Origin of the sequence: Mycolicibacterium duvalii, assembly GCF_010726645.1 — a bacterium.
GTDB classification, from domain to species: domain Bacteria; phylum Actinomycetota; class Actinomycetes; order Mycobacteriales; family Mycobacteriaceae; genus Mycobacterium; species Mycobacterium duvalii.
The window spans coordinates 440,470-460,713 of sequence record NZ_AP022563.1; the positions used below are offsets into that span (position 1 = coordinate 440,470).

Sequence of the window (20,244 nt, forward strand, 5' to 3'; positions counted from 1 at the left end):
CATGGAGATCGCCGTCGATCAGGACAAGTGCGTCTCATCCGGACAGTGCGTCCTCAACGCCGGGGAGGTCTTCGACCAACGCGACGACGACGGAGTCGTCGAGTTGCTGACCCCCGCACCCGGTCCCGAATACGCCGAACAGGTCCGCGCAGCCGCGGCCGCCTGCCCTGCCCTGGCCATCCACATCGAGGAGACCGAATGACAGAGACACTCGCCCCGGAAGCGGTGTCGGTGCCCGAGTACCCGATGGAGCGCTCGCCGCGATGCCCGTTCGCGCCGCCGCAGCGAATGCTCGACATGAACGAGGTCAAACCGCTGTCGCGCGTAAGGATCTGGAACGGCACCACGCCGTGGCTGATCACCGGCCACGAGGCCGCCCGCACGCTGTTCGCTGATTCGCGGGTCAGCGTCGACGACCGGCGCGAAGGCTTTCCGCACTGGAACGAGCACATGCTCTCCACGGTGTACAAGCGGCCGCGCTCGGTGTTCACCTCCGACGCCGAGGAGCACACCCGGTTCCGGCGCATGCTGAGCAAGCCGTTCACCTTCCGTCGCGTGGAAGCGCTGCGGCCGGTGATCCAGGACGTCACCAACGAATGCATCGACGCGATTCTGGCCGGCCCGCAGCCGGCCGACATGGTCGCCAAGCTCGCACTGCCGGTGCCTACCCGGGTGATCAGCGACATGTTGGGCGTGCCGTACGAAGACCATGAGTTCTTCCAGCATCACGCCAACGTCGGATTGGCCCGGTACGCCAGCGCGGAGGATGGCCAGAAGGGCGCGATGAGCCTGCACCAGTACCTGATCGACCTGGTGAAGAAGAAGATGGAAGCGCCTGCCGAGGACGCGGTGTCCGACCTCGCCGAGCGGGTCAACGCCGGTGAGATCAGCGTCAAAGAAGCCGCCCAGCTCGGCACCGGTCTGCTCATCGCCGGACACGAGACGACCGCCAACATGATCGGCATCGGCATCCTGGCGCTGTTGGAGAACCCCGAACAGGCTGCAGCGCTGCGCGATTCCGACGACCCCAAGTTCATCGCCAATGCGGTCGAAGAACTGATGCGGTACCTGTCGATCATCCAGAACGGCCAGCGCCGGGTCGCCACCGAGGACATCGAGATCGCCGGTGAGACCATCCGGGCCGGCGAGGGCATCATCATCGACCTCGCGCCGGCCAACTGGGACGCCGCTGCGTACCCCGAGCCGGAGAAGCTCGACCTGCGCCGCGACGCCGGCGGTCAGCTCGGCTTCGGGTACGGCCGTCATCAGTGTGTCGGGCAGCAGCTCGCCCGCGCCGAACTGCAGATCGTGTTCCACACGCTGCTGCGTCGCATCCCCACCATGCGCCTGGCGATTCCGTTCGACGACGTGCCGTTCAAGCACGACCGGCTCGCCTACGGCGTCTACGAACTACCCGTCTCCTGGTAACAGCCCTCTCTTACAGCCCGATTGGAGCCCACGATGGCCAGCCCGACAGTTTCGCTCTATCCTCCGGAAGGTTTCGGCGCCCCAAAGCATCGGCACGGACATGCGTCGCAAGGCGTGACCGGGCTGCCCGCCGGCACCGAGATCTTCTCCGCCGACAACCACATCTCGGTGGCCGACGACATCTTCTACAACCGGTTCCCCGACGAACTCAAGGGTGCGGCGCCGCGCATCTGGTACGAGGACGGCGCCTACATGGTCGGGATGAAGGGCAAAGCCTGGACCGGCGGTGACTTCGGCCGTGTGCTGATGCAGTACGACGATCTCGCCGGGGCAGCGTCGAACAACATCGCGGCCCGCATCACCGAACTCAAAGAAGACGGCATCGACAAGGAACTGGCGTTCCCGAATGCGGTGCTGGCCCTGTTCCACTACCCGGACAAGGCGTTGCGGGAGAGAGTGTTCCGCATCTACAACGAGCACATCGCCGGTCTGCAGGAGGAGTCGGGTGGGCACTTCTACGGAGTCGGGCTGATCAACTGGTGGGACCCGAAGGGCACCCGCAGCACCCTCGAGGAGCTCAAGTCCTACGGGATCAAGACGTTCCTGCTGCCGCTGAACCCGGGCAAGGACGACGACGGCAACATCTACGACTACGGCAGCACCGACATGGACGCGGTGTGGGACGAAATCGAGGCCGCTGGCCTGCCCGTCAGCCACCACATCGGTGAAACCCCGCCGAAGACGCCGTGCCAGAACAACAGCGTCGTGGTCGGCATGATGGTCAACGTCGACTCGTTCCGGGAGCAGTTCGCGAAGTATCTGTTCTCGGGGATCCTGGACCGCCACCCCCGGCTCAAGGTCGGATGGTTCGAGGGCGGGATCGCGTGGGTGCCGACGGCCCTGCAGGATGCCGAGCACATGCTGGCGTCCTATCGGCACATGTTCAACCACGAACTGCAGCACGATATCCGGCACTACTGGGACAACCACATGAGCGCGTCGTTCATGGTCGACCCGCTCGGGTTGCAGCTCATCGACCGCATCGGCGTCGACAACGTGATGTGGTCGAGCGACTATCCGCACAACGAGAGCACGTTCGGTTACTCCGAGAAGTCTCTGGCCACCGTCGTCGAGGCGGTCGGTCCCGAGGCCGCCGTGAAAATCGTCAGCGCCAACGTGCAGAAGTTCCTCGGCATCTCATGACGACCTCGACCCGAGCCGGCGTCACCCAGATCGCCCGGACCGGCTACACGTGGCTGGACATCCCCGATGAGCCGGATTTCGCGCGGATGCGCCGGGAGGCCGGCGCTCGTCTGCGCGCCGCGATGGTCGAACAGGGCGTCGATGCCCTGGTGCTGCTGGGCAACGGCAACGTCATGTACGCCACCGGCATCAGCTGGCCGCTGGCCGACGCGGGCCTGTCCCATGTGGAGCGTCCGGTCGCGGTCGTGCTGGCCGACGACGAGCACCCACACCTGTTCCTGCCCTTCCGCGAAGGCGCGGCCATGGAGTCCGGGCTCCCCGACGATCACCTGCACGGGGCGGTCTACCTCGAGTTCGACGAAGGCGTGGCCGACTTCGCCCAGATCCTGGCTGGTCTGATTCGGGCCGGCGCGACCGTTGCGACCGACGAACTGACCGGGGCGATGCGGCGGGCCGGCAGCGCGCTGTTTCCCAGCGCGCCGGTGGATGCCGGTCCGGTGGTCGGTGCAGCCAAACTGGTCAAGACGATCGACCAGATCGCGTGCGTCCGGCGGGCCTGTCAGATCACCGAAGAGGCCGTCGCCGAGATCCAGCAGGCGCTCGCGCCGGGGGCGCGCCAGATCGACCTGTCCGCACAGTTTGTGCGCCGTGCCTTCGAACTGGGCGCCACCACCAACATGTTCGACTCGATCTGGCAGGCCATGCCGACGTCGAAGGCCGAGGGCACCTGGACCACCACCGGGGACCTGGCGCTGCCGTTGCTGACCACCGAGCGGGAACTTGCCCAGGGCGATGTGCTGTGGACTGACGTGTCGATCGCCTACCACGGATTTTGTTCCGACCACGGCCGCACCTGGATCGTCGGTCAGGATCCGACTCCGGCGCAGCAGAAGCAGTTCCAGAGGTGGGCCGAGATCGTCGATGCGGTGCTCGCGGTGACCAAGGCCGGCGCGACCTGCGGTGACCTCGGGCGCGCGGCGACCGTAGCCGCCGGTGGGCAGAAGCCGTGGCTGCCGCACTTCTACCTGGGCCACGGCATCGGCACCAGCGCGGCCGAAATGCCGATGATCGGAACCGATCTCGGCCAGGAGTGGGATGACAACTTCGTCTTCCCCGCCGGGATGCTGTTGGTGTTCGAGCCGACCGTCTGGGAGGACGGCACCGGAGGCTACCGCGGCGAGGAGATCGTGGTGGTCACCGAGGACGGCTGGATGCCGTTGACCGAGTATCCCTACGATCCGTACGAGGTGCCCCGTGGGAACTGAGATCGAGGCAGACGGCCGCGCACTGCGGGTGAGCCGCCGGGAGCGCGCACTGGCGCAGATGGAAGCCCACGACCTCGACATGCTCGTGCTGGGCCGGCAAGCCAACGTGCGCTATATCTCCGGAGCCCCTCAGCTGTGGGTGGTGGGCACCCGCCCGTTCGGACCGATCTGCGAGTTCGTGCGTGCCACCGGCGAGATTCACCTCAACAGCACGTGGGACGAGGGCATCCCCGAGGAGATTCCGCACGAGAATCTCTACGGGTTCGCATGGAACCCGATGACACTGGTCGGCATACTGCAGAATATCAACGGCTCCGAGTCGATGCGACGCGTCGGAACCGATGCGCTGACACCGATGTTCGCCAAGCTGCTGCCGATGGCCTTCCCGAACGCGGAGCTGGTCGACGCCGAACCCGCCATGCAGGCGGCCCGTCGCGTCAAGACCCCCGAGGAAGTGCAGGCGTTGCGGCGCGCGCTCCTCGTCGCCGAGAAGGGACTGGCCGCCGGTGTCGCTGCGCTCGCTCCGGGCGCCACCGAGGGGACGCTCGCCGGCGCGGTGTTGCAAGCAGAAGCAGCCGGCGGGGTGAGTACCCCGGCGACCCAGGACGCCGCCTGGGTGACGTCGAAGCAGCATCCGTGGCGCCGTGCCGACGGAGACGGCGTCGTCCGCGAGGGAGACCTCGTCGCGTTGTCGGCCGGGGTGCTGGCCGACGGGTACGTCGCCGAGGTGGCCCGCACGCTCCCCGCCGGTGAGCCGACAGACGAGGCGGGGCTGGTGTACCGCCGTCGAGACGAGCTGTGGGACAGGCTTCTCGACGCATGCCGGCCCGGCCTGGCCGCGAGCGGTTTGCTCGACGCCTATGAGCAGGCCGGCGAGCGCCTGCCGGCGATGCCGGTGGCCCACGGTCTCGGACTCGGTTTCGACCCGCCGGTGGTCACCCCGGCCCTGCGGGCGACCGCGGAGGCAGACATCTTGGAGGAGGGCATGGTTGTGGCATTGACCGCTTACGTGTGGGAGCACGGCGTCGGTGCGGTGTTCACCCGCGACGCGGTCCTGATCACCGCGGACGGCCCCGAGGTGATGTCGTCGGCCCCCGTGTACGGCGAGGCCGTTCATGGCTGAGCGGCCCGAGCCCGAGGACATCATCCTCTACGAGAAGGACCCGAAGACCAAGATCGCCACCATCACCTTCAACCGGCCGGACTTCTTGAACGCACCGACGTCGCTGGCCCGGTTGCGCTACGCCGACGTGCTGCGGGCGGCCAACACCGACAACGACGTGAAAGTCGTGATCATCCGCGGCGTCGGAGACAACCTGGGCAGCGGCGCCGATCTCCCGGAATTCATGGAGGGCAACGACAATCCGGCGGCGCGGCTGGCGGAGTTGCGTCTCGAGGATGACGGTGTGGGTGAGGTGACGTACCCGCCGAAGGGCACGTTCCGCAACGGCGCCACCATCAGCGCCTGGTACGCCAACTCCCAGGCCGGCAACCGCGCGCTGCAGGACTTCAAGAAGATCAGCATCGTGGAGGCCAAGGGTTACTGTTACGGCTGGCACTTCTACCAGTGCGCCGACGCCGACCTGGTGATCTCGTCCGACGATGCGCTGTTCGGCCACCCGTCGTTCCGGTACCACGGCTGGGGCCCCCGGATGTGGACCTGGGTGCAGATGATGGGCCTGCGCAAGTTCCAGGAGATGGTGTTCACCGGCCGGCCGTTCACTGCCGCGGAGATGTACGACTGCAATTTCCTGAACAAGGTGGTCGCCCGCGACCAGCTGGAAGCCGAGACACAGAAGTACGCGCTGGCCTGCGCGCGGAACCGTCCGGTGGACACCGTGTTCCAGCAGAAGATGTTCTTCGAGATCTTCAAGCAGCAGCAGGGCGAGTACATGGGCAGCCTGCTGAGTGCGTTCTTCGAGTCGATGGGCAACGGGGTGGCCAACGACAGCGACGACGACCTCGACATGTTCGAGTCGATCGACAGCGGCCTGTCGGCCGCGGTCAACGACAACGACAGCAAGTTCCCTCCGGAGTTCCGGCTGAGCAAGCGCAATCGGGCCAAGAAGGACTAGACCAGCAGTGTCTGACTCCGGGATCGAGCCTCCGCTCGCCGGCTATGTCGTCGTCGACCTGTCCAGTGGGATCGCCGGCAACTACTGCACCAAGCTGTTGGCCGATGCGGGTGCGACCGTCGTCAAAGTGGAGCCGCCGCAGGGCGATCCGTTGCGGCAGTGGTCGGCGTCGGGGGCGCAGATCATCGACGGCACCGACGGGGCGTTGTTCTCGTTCCTGGCGTGCTCGAAGCACAGTGTGGTGGCCGAGCCGGGTACTGATGACGGCTTCGTCGACGCGCTGCTCGCCGGCGCGGACGCGCTGGTTTGGTCGCGTGGGTCCGGCGTCGTCGCGGACCCGCGGTTCGGGCCGGCGGCGATCCGGGCGCGTCACCCGCACCTGACGGTCACCGCGATCACCGCGTTCGGCCTCGACGGGCCGTGGAGCGACCGTGCCGCAACCGAGTTCACCCTGCAGGCCTGGTCCGGGGGGATCGTCGGGTTGGGCCGCGGAGCACCGGACCGGGCGCCGGTCTACGTCGGCGGTCAGGTCGGAGAGTATCTGGCCGGCGCCTACGCCAGTGTGGCCACGCTGGCCTCACGCTTACGCGGCGGCGCAGAGCTGATCGACCTGTCGATGCTGGAAACCTCGATTCTGGGACTGACGTACTACCCGGTGAGCTACTACGAGATGCTCGGGCGGCCGTGGCGCGACGCGCGCCGACTGACCGTGCCGGGTATCGCCCGGGCCAAGGACGGCCTCGTCGACATCGGTTGCGGCACCGCGCAGCAGTGGTTCGATCTGTGCGCGATGACCGGCCACGTCGAATGGATCGACGAGGAGTCGCCGCTGTCGATCACCCAGCAGGCCAACGAGAAGGCCGACGAGCTCTACGCATGGGTCGCCGACCAGACCGTCGACGAGATCCGGGATCTGGCCACCGCGTTCCGCATTCCCAACGCCCCGGTGGCCAACGGCGCCAACGTCGAAGGGCTCGACCACTTCGTGGCGCGCCGCTCGTTCGTCGTCAACCCGCGGGACGGCTTCACCCAGCCCGGCCCGCCCTACCGCATCACGCCGCCGATGCTGGCGCCGCTGCTGCCCGCGCCGCGCCTCGGCGAGCACACCGAGCACTACCGCTCGCGGAATTGGGGGCACCACCCGCTTGCGGGGGACATTCCCGGTCGTGATTCGAGCTCGACAGCAGCCGGGAATGCTATTCCGCGGGGGGCGAGTGCACCGCCGCGGCGGGAGGGGTTGCCGTTCGCGGGCCTGCGGGTGATCGACATGACCACCTTCTGGGCTGGTCCGAGCTGCACCCATCTGCTGGCCATGCTGGGCGCCGACGTCGTCCATGTCGAGTCCACCCGCCACCCGGACGGTACCCGGCTCATCGCCGGGATCCCGGTCACCGAACCACAGTGGTGGGAGCGGTCACCGATTTTCTCGGGCCTGAACACCAACAAGCGGGACATCACGCTGAACCTGCAGAGTGACACCGGAAGAGAGCTTCTCAGGAAACTGATCGTGACGGCCGACGTCGTGGTGGAGAACTTCACCCCGCGGGTGCTGGAGAGCATGGGCCTGACCTACGACGCCGTCGCGGCGATCAAGCCCGATGTCGTCATGGTGCGCATGCCCGGGTTCGGTCTGGACGGACCGTGGCGCGACAACCCCGCCTTCGCCTACGTTATTGAGGCTGCGGCCGGAATCAGCTGGCTGACCGGGTATCCCGATCGCAACCCGTTCGAGCCCTACTCGGTCGGTGATCCCAACGCCGGCGTCCACGCCTGTCATGCGATTCTGGTCGCGCTCGAGCACCGGCGACGGACCGGGGAGGGGTCCATGGTGGAGGCGGCGATGGTCGACGCGGCACTGAGTATCGCCGCCGAGCAGGTTATCGAGTACTCGGCGTACGGCGCGCTGCTGGAACGCACCGGTAACCGCGGACCGGCCGCGGCGCCGCAGAATCTGTACCTGAGTGCTGACATCGACGAGTTCGGCCGACTGGACAGCTGGGTCGCGATCGCGGTCACGACCGACGCGCAGTGGGCGGCGCTGCGCGACGCGCTGGGTAACCCGCCCTGGGCGATGGCCGATGAGCTCTCCCGCGCCGACGGCCGACGCGCTCGACACGACCTGGTCGACGAGCAGCTGGGTCGCTGGTGCGCCGAGCGTAGCGCGGATCAGATCGTCGAGGCTCTTTGGCGCAGTGGAGTTCCCGTCGCCAAGGTGCTGCAGCCCCACCGCCAAACGCACATCGACCAGCTGAAGGCCAGAGGGTTCTTCGAGGCCGTCGAGCATCCCGTGAACCCGGTCACCCCGCACAGCACGCTGCCGTTCAGGTCCTCCCGCGGGCCGGACCGGATCCACACGGCGCCGGCGCCGCTGCTCGGCCAACACAACGAGCAGGTGCTGACCGAACTCGGGCTCACTGCCGACGACATCGCGCGGCTGGAAGCCGACGGGGTCATCGGCACCGCGCCGGCCCGCTAGCCTTCGCCTATGGCCATCACACCGTCGGACATCCTGTTGACCGGACGTGTCGCCGTCGTCACCGGAGCCGGCGCCGGCATCGGGCGTGGGATCGCCGATGGCCTGGCCGCCTTCGGCGCGTCGGTCGCGGTGTGGGAACGCGACGCCGCCTCCTGCGCGGCAGCCGCCGAGGCCGTCGGCGGCCTCGGCATCGTGTGCGACGTCCGCGACGGAGAGGCCGTGGACGCGGCGCTGCACCGCACCGAAGCCGAACTGGGCACCGTCTCGATCTTGGTCAACAATGCGGGCGGCACTTTCCGCTCAGAGCTGCTCGACACCTCCGAGAACGGATGGGATGCCCTCTACCGCAGCAATCTTCGCCATGTCCTGCTGTGCACCCAGCGGGTGGCGCGGCGTCTTGTCGCCGCTGCGGTGCCGGGCAGCGTCATCAACGTCACCTCCATCGAGGGTGTGCGCGCCGCGCCCGGGTATGCGGCCTACGCCGCCGCGAAAGCAGGGGTGATCAACTACACCAAGACCGCATCATTCGAGTTGGCGCCGCACGGAATCCGGGTCAATGCGCTGGCCCCGGACCTGACCATGACCGAGGGCTTGCAGGCGATGGCCGGCGGCGACGGCGACAGCGGCGCCGCCATCCCGCTGGGCCGCGCCGGTCATGTCGACGAAATCGCCTCGGCAGCGGTGTTTCTCGCCTCGGATATGTCCCGGTACGTCACGGGCCAGACGCTTCACGTCGACGGCGGCACGGAGGCAGCCGGCGGGTGGTACTTCCATCCCCGCAGCGGAACCCCGACCCTCGGACCGGCCTAGGAGTCCGGAGCCGGATCGCCCAGGCCGCGACGGATCGCTCCCCATGGGTCGGCATACCTGCCCGGCTGTTTCCAGTACGCCGAGCGCCGCGTCAGAATCGCCTTCACCAGCGGGGCGAGCAGGGGCAGCACGTACTTGGACGGCCCGGCGCGGCGGTGCGCCTCGGCGAGCATGTCGGGCCACGAGTGATGCTGGAAACCGAGCGCTTCCTGGGCCCGGGCGGTGTCCATCCAGTCGGTGACGAACCAGTCGTCGTCGCTGTCGGGGTCGCCTTGGCGGCCCTTCGGCAGGCCGCCCTTGAGACCCCGCGAGCCCGCCAGCGCCGGTCCGACGTCACCCTGGAGCACCCGGTGCGAATCGTCGCCGGCGATGAGCAGAATCTCGCGTGCGACGTCGGCGGTGGTCGCCGCGGCGAAGGCCCACGCGACGTCACGCACATCCACGGTGTGCAGCCGGCCGTCGGTGGGCAGGGTGCTCTCGAAGTACAGCGCGTCGAGATTGAGCGCCATGGCTTTCGGGTCGACGGTGAGCACGCCGCCCAGGCGCAGCACCACCCATTCCAGCGCGGACGCCCGCACGATCGACTCGGCTTCGGCCTTGTGCGCGCTGTAGAGATCGGAGTGCCGCATCGGTGTCTCGGCGGTGACCGGGCCCGTCGAACGGTGCGGGTTGCGTGCGCCGTACACCGCGTTGCTGGACGCGTGCACGAATCGTGGGGGAGTGGGCTGGGATTCGGCGATACGGACCAACGTCGCGGTGGCCTCGACGTTCACCCGCCGCGCGAGGGCCCGGTTCTTGTAGATCGCCGGCGGAATGATCGCCGCAAGGTGGATGATCGCCTCGGGTGCGGTGTCGGCCACCAGGCGGGCGGTTTGATTCTCGTCGGTCAGGTCAACCCAGGTGACGCTGACACCCGCGGGCAGCTGTTCGGCGGCCTTACGGTTGGCCGGGCTGCCGAGGTCGGCGACGACGACGTGGCGACCGAGTTCGGACAACCGACGTACGGTTGCAGAACCGACCAGGCCGAAGCCGCCGGTGACCAGCACCGTTCCCGCCATTATGCCTCCCACCTGCGGATATGACATTCTCTCATTTGGAGAGTAGCATATTCAACCACGATGTCCGAGCGCGCCGAGATGGCCAAGTGGGACCCCGGCTTCACCCGTCAGATCACGAACTGGGTGGGGCCGGTGATCAAGCGGTACTTCCGCGCCGAGGTGCGGGGTATCGACCGCATGCCCGGCACCGGAGGTGCGCTGGTGGTCTCCAACCATTCAGGCGGCATGCTCACTCCGGATGTGCTGATCTTCGCGCCGGAGTTCTACGGCCATTTCGGCTTCGACCGACCGCTGTATACGCTGGGCCACCAGGCGATTTTCATGGGACCCGTCGGCGACTTCTTGCACCGCGCCGGAGTTATCGAAGCCAGTCGGGAGAACGCGGGTCGCGCCTTGCGTGCCGGTGCGGTGGTGCTGGTGTTCCCGGGTGGTGACTACGACTCCTATCGCCCGACCATGACCGCGAACACCGTCGACTTCGCCGGCCGAACCGGATACGTCCGCACCGCGCTGGATTCGGGGGTGCCGATCGTGCCGATGGTGTCGATCGGCGCCCAGGAGACGCAGATGTTTCTGGCGCGTGGCGACTCGCTCGCGCGCCGGATCGGACTGACGAAGCTCTTTCGTGCAGAGATCCTGCCGGTGAGCGTCGGCTTCCCGTTCGGGGTGTCGGTGTTTTTCCCGCCCAATGTGCCGTTGCCGGCCAAGATCGTCACCCAGGTGCTCGATCCGATCGACGTGCGCGGTGAGTTCGGCGACCACCCCGACATCGACGAAGTGGACCGTCACGTGCGCTCGGTCATGCAGACTGCTCTCGACGAATTGGCGCGTCGGCGCCGATTCCCGATAGTGGGGTGATGATGGCTGACCAGGTGGGGCTGCTGAACACGCTGTGGCGGGCCAAGTTGATCGCGCCGATGCGGCCGGACCGATACCTACGCATGGGGCTGGCGGTGCGCCGGGCCGGCCTGACCGCGACGGTGGGCTTCGCCACCGCCGCGCAGCGCTGCCCGGACAAGCCCGGCCTGATCGACGAGCGTGGCACGCTGACCTGGGCGCAACTCGACGACCGGTGCGATGCGCTCGGGGTCGCGCTGCAGCAGTGGAAACCCACGACGGTGGCTGTGATGTGCCGCAACCACCGGGGCTTCATCGAGGCGCTCGTCGGAGCCAACCGGATCGGTGCGGACGTGTTGCTGCTCAACACCTCCTTCGCGGGTCCGGCGATGGCGGAGGTCATCGAGCGTGAGGGCGCCGACGTCGTGCTCTACGACGAGGAGTTCACCGGGACAGTCGACCGGGCTTTGCGCGACGTTCCGGGGGCGACCCGCGTGCTGGCGTGGGTGGACACCCCGGGCGGCGCCACACCGACCATGGACTCGCTCATCGAGGCTCACCTCGGGCAGCGGCCTGAGCCCAGCGACCGCAAGAGCGACATCATCCTGCTGACCTCGGGCACCACCGGCACACCCAAGGGCGCCAAGCGTTCTGCCGGTAGCGGCGGCGCCGGTGACCTCAAGGCCGTCCTGGACCGGGTGCCGTGGCGCGCCGAAGAGCCCATCGTCATCGCGGCTCCGATGTTTCATGCGTGGGGTTTTTCGCAGTTGCTGTTCGCCGCGCTGCTGGCCTGCCCCATCGTGACGCGACGCAAATTCGATCCTGAGGCAACCCTGGAACTCGTCGACCGCTACCGCGCCACCGGACTGGCCGTCGTTCCGGTGATGTTCGACCGCATCATGGATCTGCCCGACGAGGTCCGAAGCCGTTACAGCGGAAAGTCGTTGCGCTTCGCCACCGCGTCCGGCTCCCGGATGCGTCCCGATGTCGTGATCTCGTTCATGAATCAGTTCGGTGACGTCATCTACAACAACTACAACGCCACCGAGGCGGGGATGATCGCCACGGCCACGCCAGAGGATCTGCGCGCCGCGCCCGACACGGCCGGGCGCCCCGCCGATGGAACCGAGATCCGCATCCTCGACCAGGATTTCAACGAGGTCCCCACTGGGCGCACGGGACAGATCTTCGTGCGCAGCGGGACGTTGTTCGACGGGTACACCTCCGGCAAGACCAAGGAGTTCCACGACGGGTTCATGGCGTCGGGGGACATGGGCTACCTCGACGAGGCCGGCCGGCTTTTCGTGGTTGGCCGCGACGACGAGATGATCGTCTCCGGCGGGGAGAACGTCTATCCCATCGAGGTCGAGAACACCCTGGCTCGGCATCCTGACGTCAAGGAATCGGTGGTGCTCGGCGTCGACGACGAACAATACGGTCAGCGCCTCGTCGCGTTCGTGGTGCCGCGTGACGGAGCGAGTGTCGGTGCCGACGAGCTCAAGCAGCATGTCCGCGATAATCTGGCCAACTACAAGGTGCCCCGCCAGATCGCCATCCTCGACGAACTGCCGCGCGGCAGCACCGGCAAGGTGGTCCGCAAGGAGCTGCTGAACCTGGTCGACTAGCGCGCGGCCGGGGCCGGGGCCATCGCCGATTCGACCGTCGTCGACGCGGGAAGGCCTGCTGCGGAACGTATCTCGTCGAAGGCGTGCATCATCGCGTCGGTTGCTTCGTGGATGTCGTCGAAGGTCTTGTCGTCGGACAGGATCGAGATGTCCACCTGATCGACGTAACTCCACACTGTCATGTTGAACGCGCTTCCCGCCGACAGCACGCCGATGGAGTAGATCTCGCTGACCGGGGCGCCGCCGATGTGACCGCGCCGGCGGGGCCCGGGAACGCTGGACACCGCGACGTTCATCAGCGGGTTGTGCTTGGAACGCTGACTCTGCCAGCGCAGCAGGGTCGGGGTCAGCGGCGGTGGTAGGTATTCCATCAGCTGGCCCTGCAGTTTCGGGCCCAGCAGTTCGTAGTCCTCTTTGGCGCGGGTCGTGGCCAGTGAGGTCAACCGGACGCGCTCGAGGGGGTCGTCGATCTGTACCGGCAGGGACACCGAAAGCCCCCCGATCTCGTTGCCGGTGACCCGGTCTGGCGACAGATCGGTGCTCACCGGAACCGACGCCATCAGCGGACGATCGGCGCGGCCGTCATAGCGCAACAGCAGTTCGCGCAGACCGCCGGCCGCGGTGGCCAGCACGATGTCGTTGAACGTGACCCCGAGGTGTTTGGCGGTCTGCTTGACCTCGGTCAGCGGCACCGACGCCGTGGCGAAGGTGCGGCCCGGCGACACGACGTGGTTGAGGAACGTCGGCGGGGTGTGGAACATCTTGGCCAGCCCGGGCGGGTCGGTGCGTTGTCGGGACCGGCGCCGCAGCTTGGTGACACCCCGAACCGCATCGCGGGTCAGTGCGGGCAGAGCGGCGACGTGCGCGGCGTGGTCACGCATCGCCACCCGCAACAGCTCCGACCGGCCGGGCGCCGCGCAGGTCGCGTACTCGTCCCGCTCGTCGTGGGTCCCGTCTGCCAGATCCATCAGTCGCGCAAGCAGATTGGCCGAGGCGACACCGTCTGCCAGGGTGTGGTGCACCTTGCCGATGAGCGCGAAACGGTCATCGGCCATGCCCTCGGCGAAATGGAACTCCCACAACGGACGGCTGCGGTCCAGTGGGGTGCTGGCGATCCGTCCGATCACCTCGTCGAGCTCGCGGCGTCCGCCGGGGCTCGGCACGTGGACCTGCCGCAGGTGATAGTCCAGGTCCACCGGGCAGTCTTCCAACCACATCGGGTGATGCAGTCTCCAGGGGATGTCGATCAGGCGATAGCGCAGCGGGTCGAGTAGATGCAATCGCCGCGCGATCGTGCGCCGGAACAGGTCGAAGGTGAACTCGCCGTCGAACTCGGCGGCGTTGATGATCGCGACCTTCAACGTGTGGGTGTGCAGGTTGGGCGTCTCGCTGTAGAGCAGCATGGCGTCCATGCCGTTGAGCCGCTTCATGGAGACCATGCAACCACTCGGTGGTCATGATCGACGCGGTTTCGCCGAATGCCCTCAGCGGCAGATCGCGTCGAGTGCCTGCGGGGTCTGCAGGTCCACGAACGCCGCGGCGTAGCGCTGGGCCAGCGCGAGACAGATCTCGGCGTTCTGCCATGCGTCCCCACCGGACAGCGTGGCCATCCAGATGGCCAGACCATGGGCGACCGAGGCGCGGTAGCGCAGCCAGACCTCGTCCCTGCTGGGCATCGTTTCGTCCGGCAGGTGCAGCGCTGCCCGGTATTCGTCGAGCAGATCCCGTTCGGTCCGCCGGCGGTCCTCGATCGTCAATGCGCCCTGCAAGAAGTAGCCGAGATCCAGCGACCAGTTACCACGGCGCACCATCTGCCAGTCCAGGAATCCGACCTCGCCGCCGGGCAGGACGTAGGTGTTGCCGATGTGGGGATCGCCGTGCAGCAGCGTCGCAGGCGATGTGGTCAGGGTGCCGATGTAGCGAGCCCACACGTCGACGAACAACTCGGTGCCGTTCAGCGCCAACACTTCGGGAGCGACTGTGGCGCCGAGTCGTTCGTGGGCGATGTGCAGCGGCGCGTACTCCAGACCGGCGAACGCGACGAACGGCTCGACCCACCCCAGCGTGGGATCACCGGTCAAGCGTTCGCCCCAGAACCGGCTGTGCAGCCGGGCCAGGCCGCGCACCCCGGCGGCCGCCTGGTCGACGGTCAGCGGACGGGTGGAGTCCCGCGGGTCGCCACCGCGGCTGACCACGTCTTCCATGACCATCAGGAAGTCGCGGCGGTCTTCGTCGATGATCGCGGCGTAGACCTGCGGGTGTTCCAGCGGCAGCACCGCGCCGGAGGCGAACAGCCTGGGCTCGTGATACAGGCCGCTGGTCAACTCCACCAGGTCGGCGTGCGCAGGGTCGACCGCTTTCGCGAACACCGTCGCCGGCCCGCTGCCCGAGGCGTAGCTCAAGGCCAGTCTGGCCCGGCGGTTGGTGCCGTCGTCGCGCAGGGTGACCCGGACGTCGTCAACCTCAGCGCCTGGAAAGTGCGGAGCGAGCGCCGACGTCATCCAGGCCGGGGTGATCTCGTCCCATCCTTGCGGGATGGACAGTTCCGGGGCCGTCACCGCGCTACTTCAGGCAACTGCCGCCGTCCACCGGCAGCGGAACGCCGGTGATGAACCGCGCCTCGTCGGAGGCCAGGAACAGCACCGCGTTGGCGATGTCCTCGGGCTCCACCCAGCCGATGGGGAGGGTGTGCATCAGCTGACCGACGACCTTCATGTCATCGGGTCCCGGGTTCTCCAGGTCGGGGCGGAACAGCTTCATCGTCGGCTCGTTCATGAACAGCGGCGTGTTCACGTTGGTCGGATGCACCGAGTTCACGCGGACGTTCTGGGCGCCGAGCTCGACGGCGAAGGTGCGCATCAGCCCGACCACACCGTGCTTGGCCGCGACGTAGTGCCCGGTGTGCGGGTAAGCCTTCAAGCCGCCGACCGAGCTGGTCAGGATGATGGAACCGCCGCGCCCGCCTGCCAGGATGTGCGGCACACCGGCTTTGACGGTCTTCCAGACGCCGGACAGGTTGACCCCGATCATGTCATCCCAGTCGGGTTCACCGGTTTCGTGCAGCAACTGGCCGCCGTTGCCGATGCCCGCATTGGCGACGATGATGTCGAGTCGGCCGAATTCTTCGACACCGGCGTCGACAGCCGCCTTGAGCGCATCGAAGTCCCGGACGTCGACCTCGGCGGTGTGGATGCGACCGCCGGCGTTCTTGACCAGATCGGCGGTCTCGGCCAGATCCTCGGGATTGCTCAGCGGGATCAGCACGCTGTCGATCTGCTTGCAGATGTCGACGGCGATGATGTCGGCGCCCTCTTCGGCCAGCCGTACCGCGTGCGCCCGGCCCTGGCCACGCGCGGCCCCGGTGATGAAAGCGACCTTGCCTTCTACGCGTCCTGCCATGTCTGTTCGGATCCTTCTGTCGGTGGTCGGGTGGGTGTCGGTAGTGAGGTGGGTGTCGTGGTGGGGTAGAAGAGTGTCAGGCGACGAACGTGGGCATGGCTTCCCAGCCACGGACCGCGGTGGTCTGCGACGGGCGTGCGTTCGGCCAGTCGACCTCCCATTCCGGGAAGCGCTTGAGGATCTCCTCCAACGCGATGCGGCCCTCCAACCGGGCCAGCGCATTACCCATGCAGAAGTGTGTGCCGGCCCCGAAAGTCATGTGCGACCGCAGTTCTCGGTGAATGTCGAAGACGTCGCCGTTGGGTGGGAAGCGTCGGTGATCGCGGTTGGCCGCGCCGATCATCAGCAGCATCGCGCTGCCGGCGGGGACGGTCTGTCCGTAGTGCTCGGTGTCGCGGGTGACGTAACGGGCCATGTGCAGTGCGGGCGGTTCCCACCGCAGGATCTCCTCGACCGCATTGGGGATCAACGCGGAGTTGTCCACCAGCTCGCGCCGCTGATCGGGATAGTCGGCCAGGGTCTTGCCCGCCCAGCCGATCAGCCGCGTGGTGGTCTCCGAGCCCGCGGTGGCGACCACCGTCAGGTACATCAACAACTCATCGCGACGAAGCCGGCGCACGGTGCCGGTCTCGTCTTCGAATTCGACGTTGAGCAGATCGGTCATGATGTCGTCGGAGGGATGCTTGGTGCGATAGTCGATGAATTCGGCGAACACCTCGCCCGAAGCCATCAGGTCCGCGTTCTCGTTCTGCAGCGTGGCCTCGCCGTGTTCGGTGACCCGACGCTGATGTTCTTCAGGGATGCCGAGGAGCATCCCGATGACGCGCATCGGCATCTGCTCACCGAGGTCGTTGACGAAGTCGAATCTGTCGGTGCCCACCAATGGATCGAGGCAGCGGGCGGTGAACTCTCGGATCTGCGGCTCGAGCGCAAGCACCTTGCGCGGGGTGAACATCCGCGACAACAGGTTCCGATGGATGTTGTGAATCGGAGGATCTTCGAAAATCAGTGTGCCAGGAGGGATTTCCATACCTGACTTGATGATCTCGAGCAGGGCGCCACGGCCCGAGATGAACGTCTCATGGTCGATCAGCGCCTTGTTGACGTCGTCGAACCGGCTCAATGCGTAGAAGTCGTGGGTGGCGTTGTAGTACAGCGGCGCTTCCTCGCGCAGGCGAGCGAACACCTCATAGGGGGCCATGTTGAGGTCGACGCTGTAGGGGTCGTAGTCCAACGCATCCGCCACAGCGGTGTTCTGTGCCTCGGAGTTCTCAGCGCTGATCGTCACGGTGTCCCTCTCGCCGGACCGGGTTCATAAGACAACGGGCTGCCATCTGTCTCACAACTGTGGCATTGCCGACAGGGAAGTGTCAATGGTGGACTCAATCACGACCATTGGCACTCTCTGAAATGAAGAACATGGCTCTCGCAATCGCCGCTTCGACCGCCATCAACAGGACATGGATACGGTGTTACCCCGAACGCGCGAAGGAATTCTGAAACTGGGAGAGCGTGGTTCTTGGTGTCAACGAGCGGCGAAGCCGTGTGCGCAGAAGTCCCACACCTCATCCGCAGAGATCGGGTTGGCGGTTCCGTCGCCCGCATCGCCGCTGGACTGTGCGACGAACATCACCGTCTGCATGGTCATCGCCGCCATGCGTTTCGGGTTGATGCCCTCTCGCAGTTTGCCGGCGGCGCTGGCTTCTTCCATGAGTTCGGTGAGCAACGCCAGCAACGGCGCGTGCGCGATTTTGACTTCGGAGGGGTGCGACACCAGCAGTCGCGGCGCGAAATCGGTGAATAGCGGCCGCTTGGCGGCCGGGTCCGGACGTGATGTCTCGAACAGCAGTTGGATGGCGACCTTGAGGCGCTCGAGAGGTTCCTGCTGCCCGGCGGTGGCGGCCCGAATCTGGTCCGCCGAACGGCTGAGCGCGTCTTCGAACAACGCGAGCAACAATTCGTGCTTACCGTCGAACTGCAGGTAGAAGCTCCGAAGGGACTGGCGCGAACGGTCCACCACTTCTTGCACGGTGAAATCGGTGCTGCCCTTTTCGATGATGATGGCCTGGGCGGCGTCGAGGAACCGCTGAACGCGCTGCGCCGCGCGCAGCTTGGCGGTCTTGATGGACCGCTCGACTGCGCGCTGCTTCCAGGCCGGCTCCTCGCTCGGTGTGGTCACCGGCGGCTGCCCGTCGGCTGCAGACCGATTGGGGAGAACATGAACTGACTGTACCGGAGAACGCCTTGCCATTGCGGTCCTCGACCCCCTCTCGGCCACCGTGTCTGAGATTGTAACTTCCTCACCACGAGAATAGTATTCTCATTCTCGAAATAAGAGAAGGCCCAGAGCGCAGGGCCCAGGCAGCAGGTCGGCCAGTCGTCGTCGGCGGCGTTTGCCGACCCGGGGGCTGGTACCCGCGCTGGCCGCCCCGCAACCCGAGGACGTGCCGTATGTACATCGACTACGAGGTCGCCGACAAAATCGCGACGATCACCCTGAACCGGCCCGAGGCCGCCAACGCGCAGAATCCCGAGTTGCTCGACGAGCTCGACGCGGCATGGAGCCGGGCGGCCGCGGATCCCGAGGTGGCCGTGATCGTGCTGCGGGCCAACGGGAAACACTTCTCCGCCGGCCACGACCTGCGCGGCGGGGGGCCGGTGCCGGACAAGATCACCCTCGAGTTCATCATCGAGCACGAGGCGAAGCGGTATCTGGAGTACACGCTGCGGTGGCGTAACGTGCCGAAGCCGTCCATCGCCGCGGTGCAGGGCCGGTGCATCTCGGGTGGTCTGCTGTTGTGCTGGCCGTGTGACCTGATCATCGCCGCCGACGACGCGCAGTTCTCCGATCCGGTGGTCCTGATGGGTATCGGCGGTGTCGAGTACCACGGGCACACCTGGGAACTCGGGCCCCGTAAGGCCAAGGAGATCCTGTTCACCGGCCGAGCCATGACCGCCGAGGAGGTGTACAGCACCGGCATGGTCAACAAGGTCGTGCCGCGCGACAAGCTGGACACCGAGACGCGGGCGATGGCAGAACACATCGCGAAGATGCCACCGTTCGCGCTGCGGCAGGCCAAGCGCGCGGTGAACCAGACTCTCGATGTGCAGGGCTTCTACGCGGCGATCCAGTCGGTCTTCGACGTCCATCAGACCGGTCACGGCAACGCGTTGAGCGTGGGTGGCTGGCCCGTGCTGGTCGACCTCGACCAGATGAAAGCCAACATCACCTAGCGCGACGGCGAGTGCGTCGCCGTGCCGGCGACGCACTCGCACTCACAGGTGGGCGAGTCGGGGCACCGAGCCGCGGGCGCGCAGTCCCGCGCCGGCCTTGCGGGTCAATTCCTTCGCGTTGCCGAGCAACCCGTCGAGTACCAGGGCACGTTGCACGTGCACGTGCAGGTCATGCTCGGCGGTGAACCCGATTCCTCCGAGCACCTGCTGACAGTGCCGGGCGGCGGTCAACGCTGCCTTGCCCGCGGCGGCCTTGGCCAGCATCGCCGTGAGGTCGGCACTCTCGGTACCCGGCAGCTGCAGCGTCGCCTCGGCGCCTTCGATCGCGACCAGCGTCTCGGCCAGGCGGTGGCGGATGGCCTGGAAACCCGCTATCGGCCGGCCGAACTGCACCCGGTCCAGGGCATGCCGGCGGGCCAGGTTCAGCATGGCGCGGGCCGAACCGACCAGCCACCACCCGACCGCCCGCCGGGCCTCGCCCATGCGCATCAACTCGCCGTCGGGCACGCCACGCAGCGGTAGCCCGCCCAGCGTCGGGCAGTCGTCGCTGGGGATGCGTTCCCACACCACCCAGCCCCCGCCGGTGTAGGGCATCGGCGGGGTTCCGCCGGGTAGTCCGCCGATGGTCTCCAGCATCACATCGTTGAGCACCGAAGCGTGTGCCCCGGTTTCGCCGAGGAGTCGGAACACCAGCGGGATCGCCAGATCTGGTATGTCCGAGAGCATTTCGGCCCAGCCGAGTTCGGCCAAGGCCGTGTCGAGCTCGGGCCCGGAGGCCGACAACATGGTCTTGCGCAGCGTGTCCTCGAGCATCTCGAGTGACTTGGCGTCCAT

Annotated in this window: 18 protein-coding genes; 11 read left to right on the forward strand and 7 right to left on the reverse strand. The window is 67.0% G+C overall.

The annotated features are described in order from the left end of the window. The first annotated feature begins 1 nt into the window (after position 1). Genes G6N31_RS02145 through G6N31_RS02180 form a run of 8 tightly spaced genes read left to right on the forward strand, consistent with a single transcriptional unit; the run spans position 2 to position 9,257 of the window. On the forward strand, positions 2–202 hold the full coding sequence (locus G6N31_RS02145; RefSeq protein ID WP_098004852.1) for a ferredoxin: 201 nt from the start codon (positions 2–4) through the stop codon (positions 200–202). Further along, positions 199–1,428: a cytochrome P450 gene (locus G6N31_RS02150; RefSeq protein WP_098004853.1), complete on the forward strand. Its 1,230-nt coding sequence runs from the start codon at positions 199–201 to the stop codon at positions 1,426–1,428. Before G6N31_RS02145 ends, G6N31_RS02150 begins: the two co-directional genes overlap by 4 nt. A gap of 33 nt (positions 1,429–1,461) precedes the next feature. Continuing rightward, positions 1,462–2,631 (forward strand): amidohydrolase family protein, encoded by a 1,170-nt coding sequence (locus G6N31_RS02155; RefSeq protein WP_098004854.1) that lies wholly within the window; start codon positions 1,462–1,464, stop codon positions 2,629–2,631. Further along, positions 2,628–3,896 carry a M24 family metallopeptidase gene (locus tag G6N31_RS02160; protein WP_098004855.1) on the forward strand — a complete coding sequence of 423 codons (1,269 nt, stop codon included), beginning with the start codon at positions 2,628–2,630 and terminating at the stop codon, positions 3,894–3,896. Before G6N31_RS02155 ends, G6N31_RS02160 begins: the two co-directional genes overlap by 4 nt. Beyond that, the gene (locus G6N31_RS02165) at positions 3,886–5,019 is read left to right on the forward strand and encodes a M24 family metallopeptidase (RefSeq protein WP_098004856.1); all 1,134 of its coding nucleotides are present in this window, start codon (positions 3,886–3,888) and stop codon (positions 5,017–5,019) included. Before G6N31_RS02160 ends, G6N31_RS02165 begins: the two co-directional genes overlap by 11 nt. Then, positions 5,012–5,971, forward strand: a complete 960-nt coding sequence (locus G6N31_RS02170) for an enoyl-CoA hydratase/isomerase family protein (protein ID WP_098004857.1) — start codon at positions 5,012–5,014, stop codon at positions 5,969–5,971. Before G6N31_RS02165 ends, G6N31_RS02170 begins: the two co-directional genes overlap by 8 nt. Before the next feature lie 22 nt (positions 5,972–5,993). Further along, on the forward strand, positions 5,994–8,447 hold the full coding sequence (locus tag G6N31_RS02175) for a CaiB/BaiF CoA-transferase family protein (protein ID WP_098004877.1): 2,454 nt from the start codon (positions 5,994–5,996) through the stop codon (positions 8,445–8,447). A gap of 9 nt (positions 8,448–8,456) precedes the next feature. Further along, positions 8,457–9,257 (forward strand): SDR family NAD(P)-dependent oxidoreductase, encoded by an 801-nt coding sequence (locus G6N31_RS02180; protein ID WP_098004858.1) that lies wholly within the window; start codon positions 8,457–8,459, stop codon positions 9,255–9,257. Here G6N31_RS02180 and G6N31_RS02185 read toward each other — a convergent pair. Then, a complete protein-coding gene (locus G6N31_RS02185) occupies positions 9,254–10,315 on the reverse strand; it encodes an NAD-dependent epimerase/dehydratase family protein (protein ID WP_098004859.1) in 1,062 nt (353 codons plus the stop codon). The genes G6N31_RS02180 and G6N31_RS02185 overlap by 4 nt on opposite strands. Before the next feature lie 60 nt (positions 10,316–10,375). On the opposite strand from G6N31_RS02185, the gene G6N31_RS02190 reads away from it, so the two are divergent. Both G6N31_RS02190 and fadD12 read left to right on the forward strand, forming a co-directional pair. Next, positions 10,376–11,173: a lysophospholipid acyltransferase family protein gene (locus tag G6N31_RS02190; protein WP_098004860.1), complete on the forward strand. Its 798-nt coding sequence runs from the start codon at positions 10,376–10,378 to the stop codon at positions 11,171–11,173. 2 nt (positions 11,174–11,175) lie between these two features. Further along, positions 11,176–12,777, forward strand: a complete 1,602-nt coding sequence (gene fadD12, locus G6N31_RS02195) for an acyl-CoA ligase FadD12 (protein WP_098004878.1) — start codon at positions 11,176–11,178, stop codon at positions 12,775–12,777. On the opposite strand, the gene G6N31_RS02200 is transcribed toward fadD12, so the two are convergent. From G6N31_RS02200 to G6N31_RS02220, 5 genes are all read right to left on the reverse strand, one after another. Next, positions 12,774–14,207, reverse strand: coding sequence for a WS/DGAT/MGAT family O-acyltransferase (locus tag G6N31_RS02200; protein ID WP_098004879.1), 1,434 nt, complete (start codon positions 14,205–14,207; stop codon positions 12,774–12,776). The two genes, fadD12 and G6N31_RS02200, sit on opposite strands and share 4 nt — an antisense overlap. A 54-nt stretch (positions 14,208–14,261) precedes the next feature. After that, positions 14,262–15,335: a phosphotransferase gene (locus G6N31_RS02205; RefSeq protein ID WP_098004861.1), complete on the reverse strand. Its 1,074-nt coding sequence runs from the start codon at positions 15,333–15,335 to the stop codon at positions 14,262–14,264. Positions 15,336–15,339: 4 nt separating this feature from the next. Then, positions 15,340–16,176: a mycofactocin-coupled SDR family oxidoreductase gene (locus G6N31_RS02210; protein WP_098004862.1), complete on the reverse strand. Its 837-nt coding sequence runs from the start codon at positions 16,174–16,176 to the stop codon at positions 15,340–15,342. A 76-nt stretch (positions 16,177–16,252) separates the two neighbouring features. Further along, positions 16,253–17,377, reverse strand: a complete 1,125-nt coding sequence (locus G6N31_RS02215; protein WP_098004880.1) for a cytochrome P450 — start codon at positions 17,375–17,377, stop codon at positions 16,253–16,255. Positions 17,378–17,701: 324 nt separating this feature from the next. Further along, on the reverse strand, positions 17,702–18,427 hold the full coding sequence (locus G6N31_RS02220) for a TetR/AcrR family transcriptional regulator (protein ID WP_098004863.1): 726 nt from the start codon (positions 18,425–18,427) through the stop codon (positions 17,702–17,704). Positions 18,428–18,627: 200 nt separating this feature from the next. Here G6N31_RS02220 and G6N31_RS02225 point away from each other — a divergent pair, with 200 nt between their 5' ends. Beyond that, entirely contained in the window at positions 18,628–19,410 is a 783-nt protein-coding gene (locus G6N31_RS02225) for an enoyl-CoA hydratase (protein ID WP_098004864.1), read from the forward strand. 42 nt (positions 19,411–19,452) lie between these two features. Here G6N31_RS02225 and G6N31_RS02230 read toward each other — a convergent pair whose 3' ends face one another. Next, positions 19,453–20,244 (reverse strand): acyl-CoA dehydrogenase family protein, encoded by a 792-nt coding sequence (locus tag G6N31_RS02230; protein ID WP_098004881.1) that lies wholly within the window; start codon positions 20,242–20,244, stop codon positions 19,453–19,455.

Bases quoted from the DNA above. Each gene is read 5' to 3' on its own strand.
- G6N31_RS02155 (WP_098004854.1), top strand. From the start codon at position 1,462: ATGGCCAGCCCGACAGTTTCGCTCTATCCTCCGGAAGGTTTCGGCGCC.
- G6N31_RS02150 (WP_098004853.1), top strand. From the start codon at position 199: ATGACAGAGACACTCGCCCCGGAAGCGGTGTCGGTGCCCGAGTACCCG.
- G6N31_RS02225 (WP_098004864.1), top strand. From the start codon at position 18,628: ATGTACATCGACTACGAGGTCGCCGACAAAATCGCGACGATCACCCTG.
- G6N31_RS02180 (WP_098004858.1), top strand. From the start codon at position 8,457: ATGGCCATCACACCGTCGGACATCCTGTTGACCGGACGTGTCGCCGTC.
- G6N31_RS02145 (WP_098004852.1), top strand. From the start codon at position 2: ATGGAGATCGCCGTCGATCAGGACAAGTGCGTCTCATCCGGACAGTGC.
- G6N31_RS02210 (WP_098004862.1), bottom strand. From the start codon at position 16,176: ATGGCAGGACGCGTAGAAGGCAAGGTCGCTTTCATCACCGGGGCCGCG.
- G6N31_RS02215 (WP_098004880.1), bottom strand. From the start codon at position 17,377: ATGGCCCCCTATGAGGTGTTCGCTCGCCTGCGCGAGGAAGCGCCGCTG.
- G6N31_RS02230 (WP_098004881.1), bottom strand. From the start codon at position 20,244: ATGGACGCCAAGTCACTCGAGATGCTCGAGGACACGCTGCGCAAGACC.
- G6N31_RS02185 (WP_098004859.1), bottom strand. From the start codon at position 10,315: ATGGCGGGAACGGTGCTGGTCACCGGCGGCTTCGGCCTGGTCGGTTCT.
- G6N31_RS02220 (WP_098004863.1), bottom strand. From the start codon at position 18,427: ATGGCAAGGCGTTCTCCGGTACAGTCAGTTCATGTTCTCCCCAATCGG.
- fadD12 (WP_098004878.1), top strand. From the start codon at position 11,176: ATGGCTGACCAGGTGGGGCTGCTGAACACGCTGTGGCGGGCCAAGTTG.
- G6N31_RS02160 (WP_098004855.1), top strand. From the start codon at position 2,628: ATGACGACCTCGACCCGAGCCGGCGTCACCCAGATCGCCCGGACCGGC.
- G6N31_RS02190 (WP_098004860.1), top strand. From the start codon at position 10,376: ATGTCCGAGCGCGCCGAGATGGCCAAGTGGGACCCCGGCTTCACCCGT.
- G6N31_RS02200 (WP_098004879.1), bottom strand. From the start codon at position 14,207: ATGAAGCGGCTCAACGGCATGGACGCCATGCTGCTCTACAGCGAGACG.
- G6N31_RS02170 (WP_098004857.1), top strand. From the start codon at position 5,012: ATGGCTGAGCGGCCCGAGCCCGAGGACATCATCCTCTACGAGAAGGAC.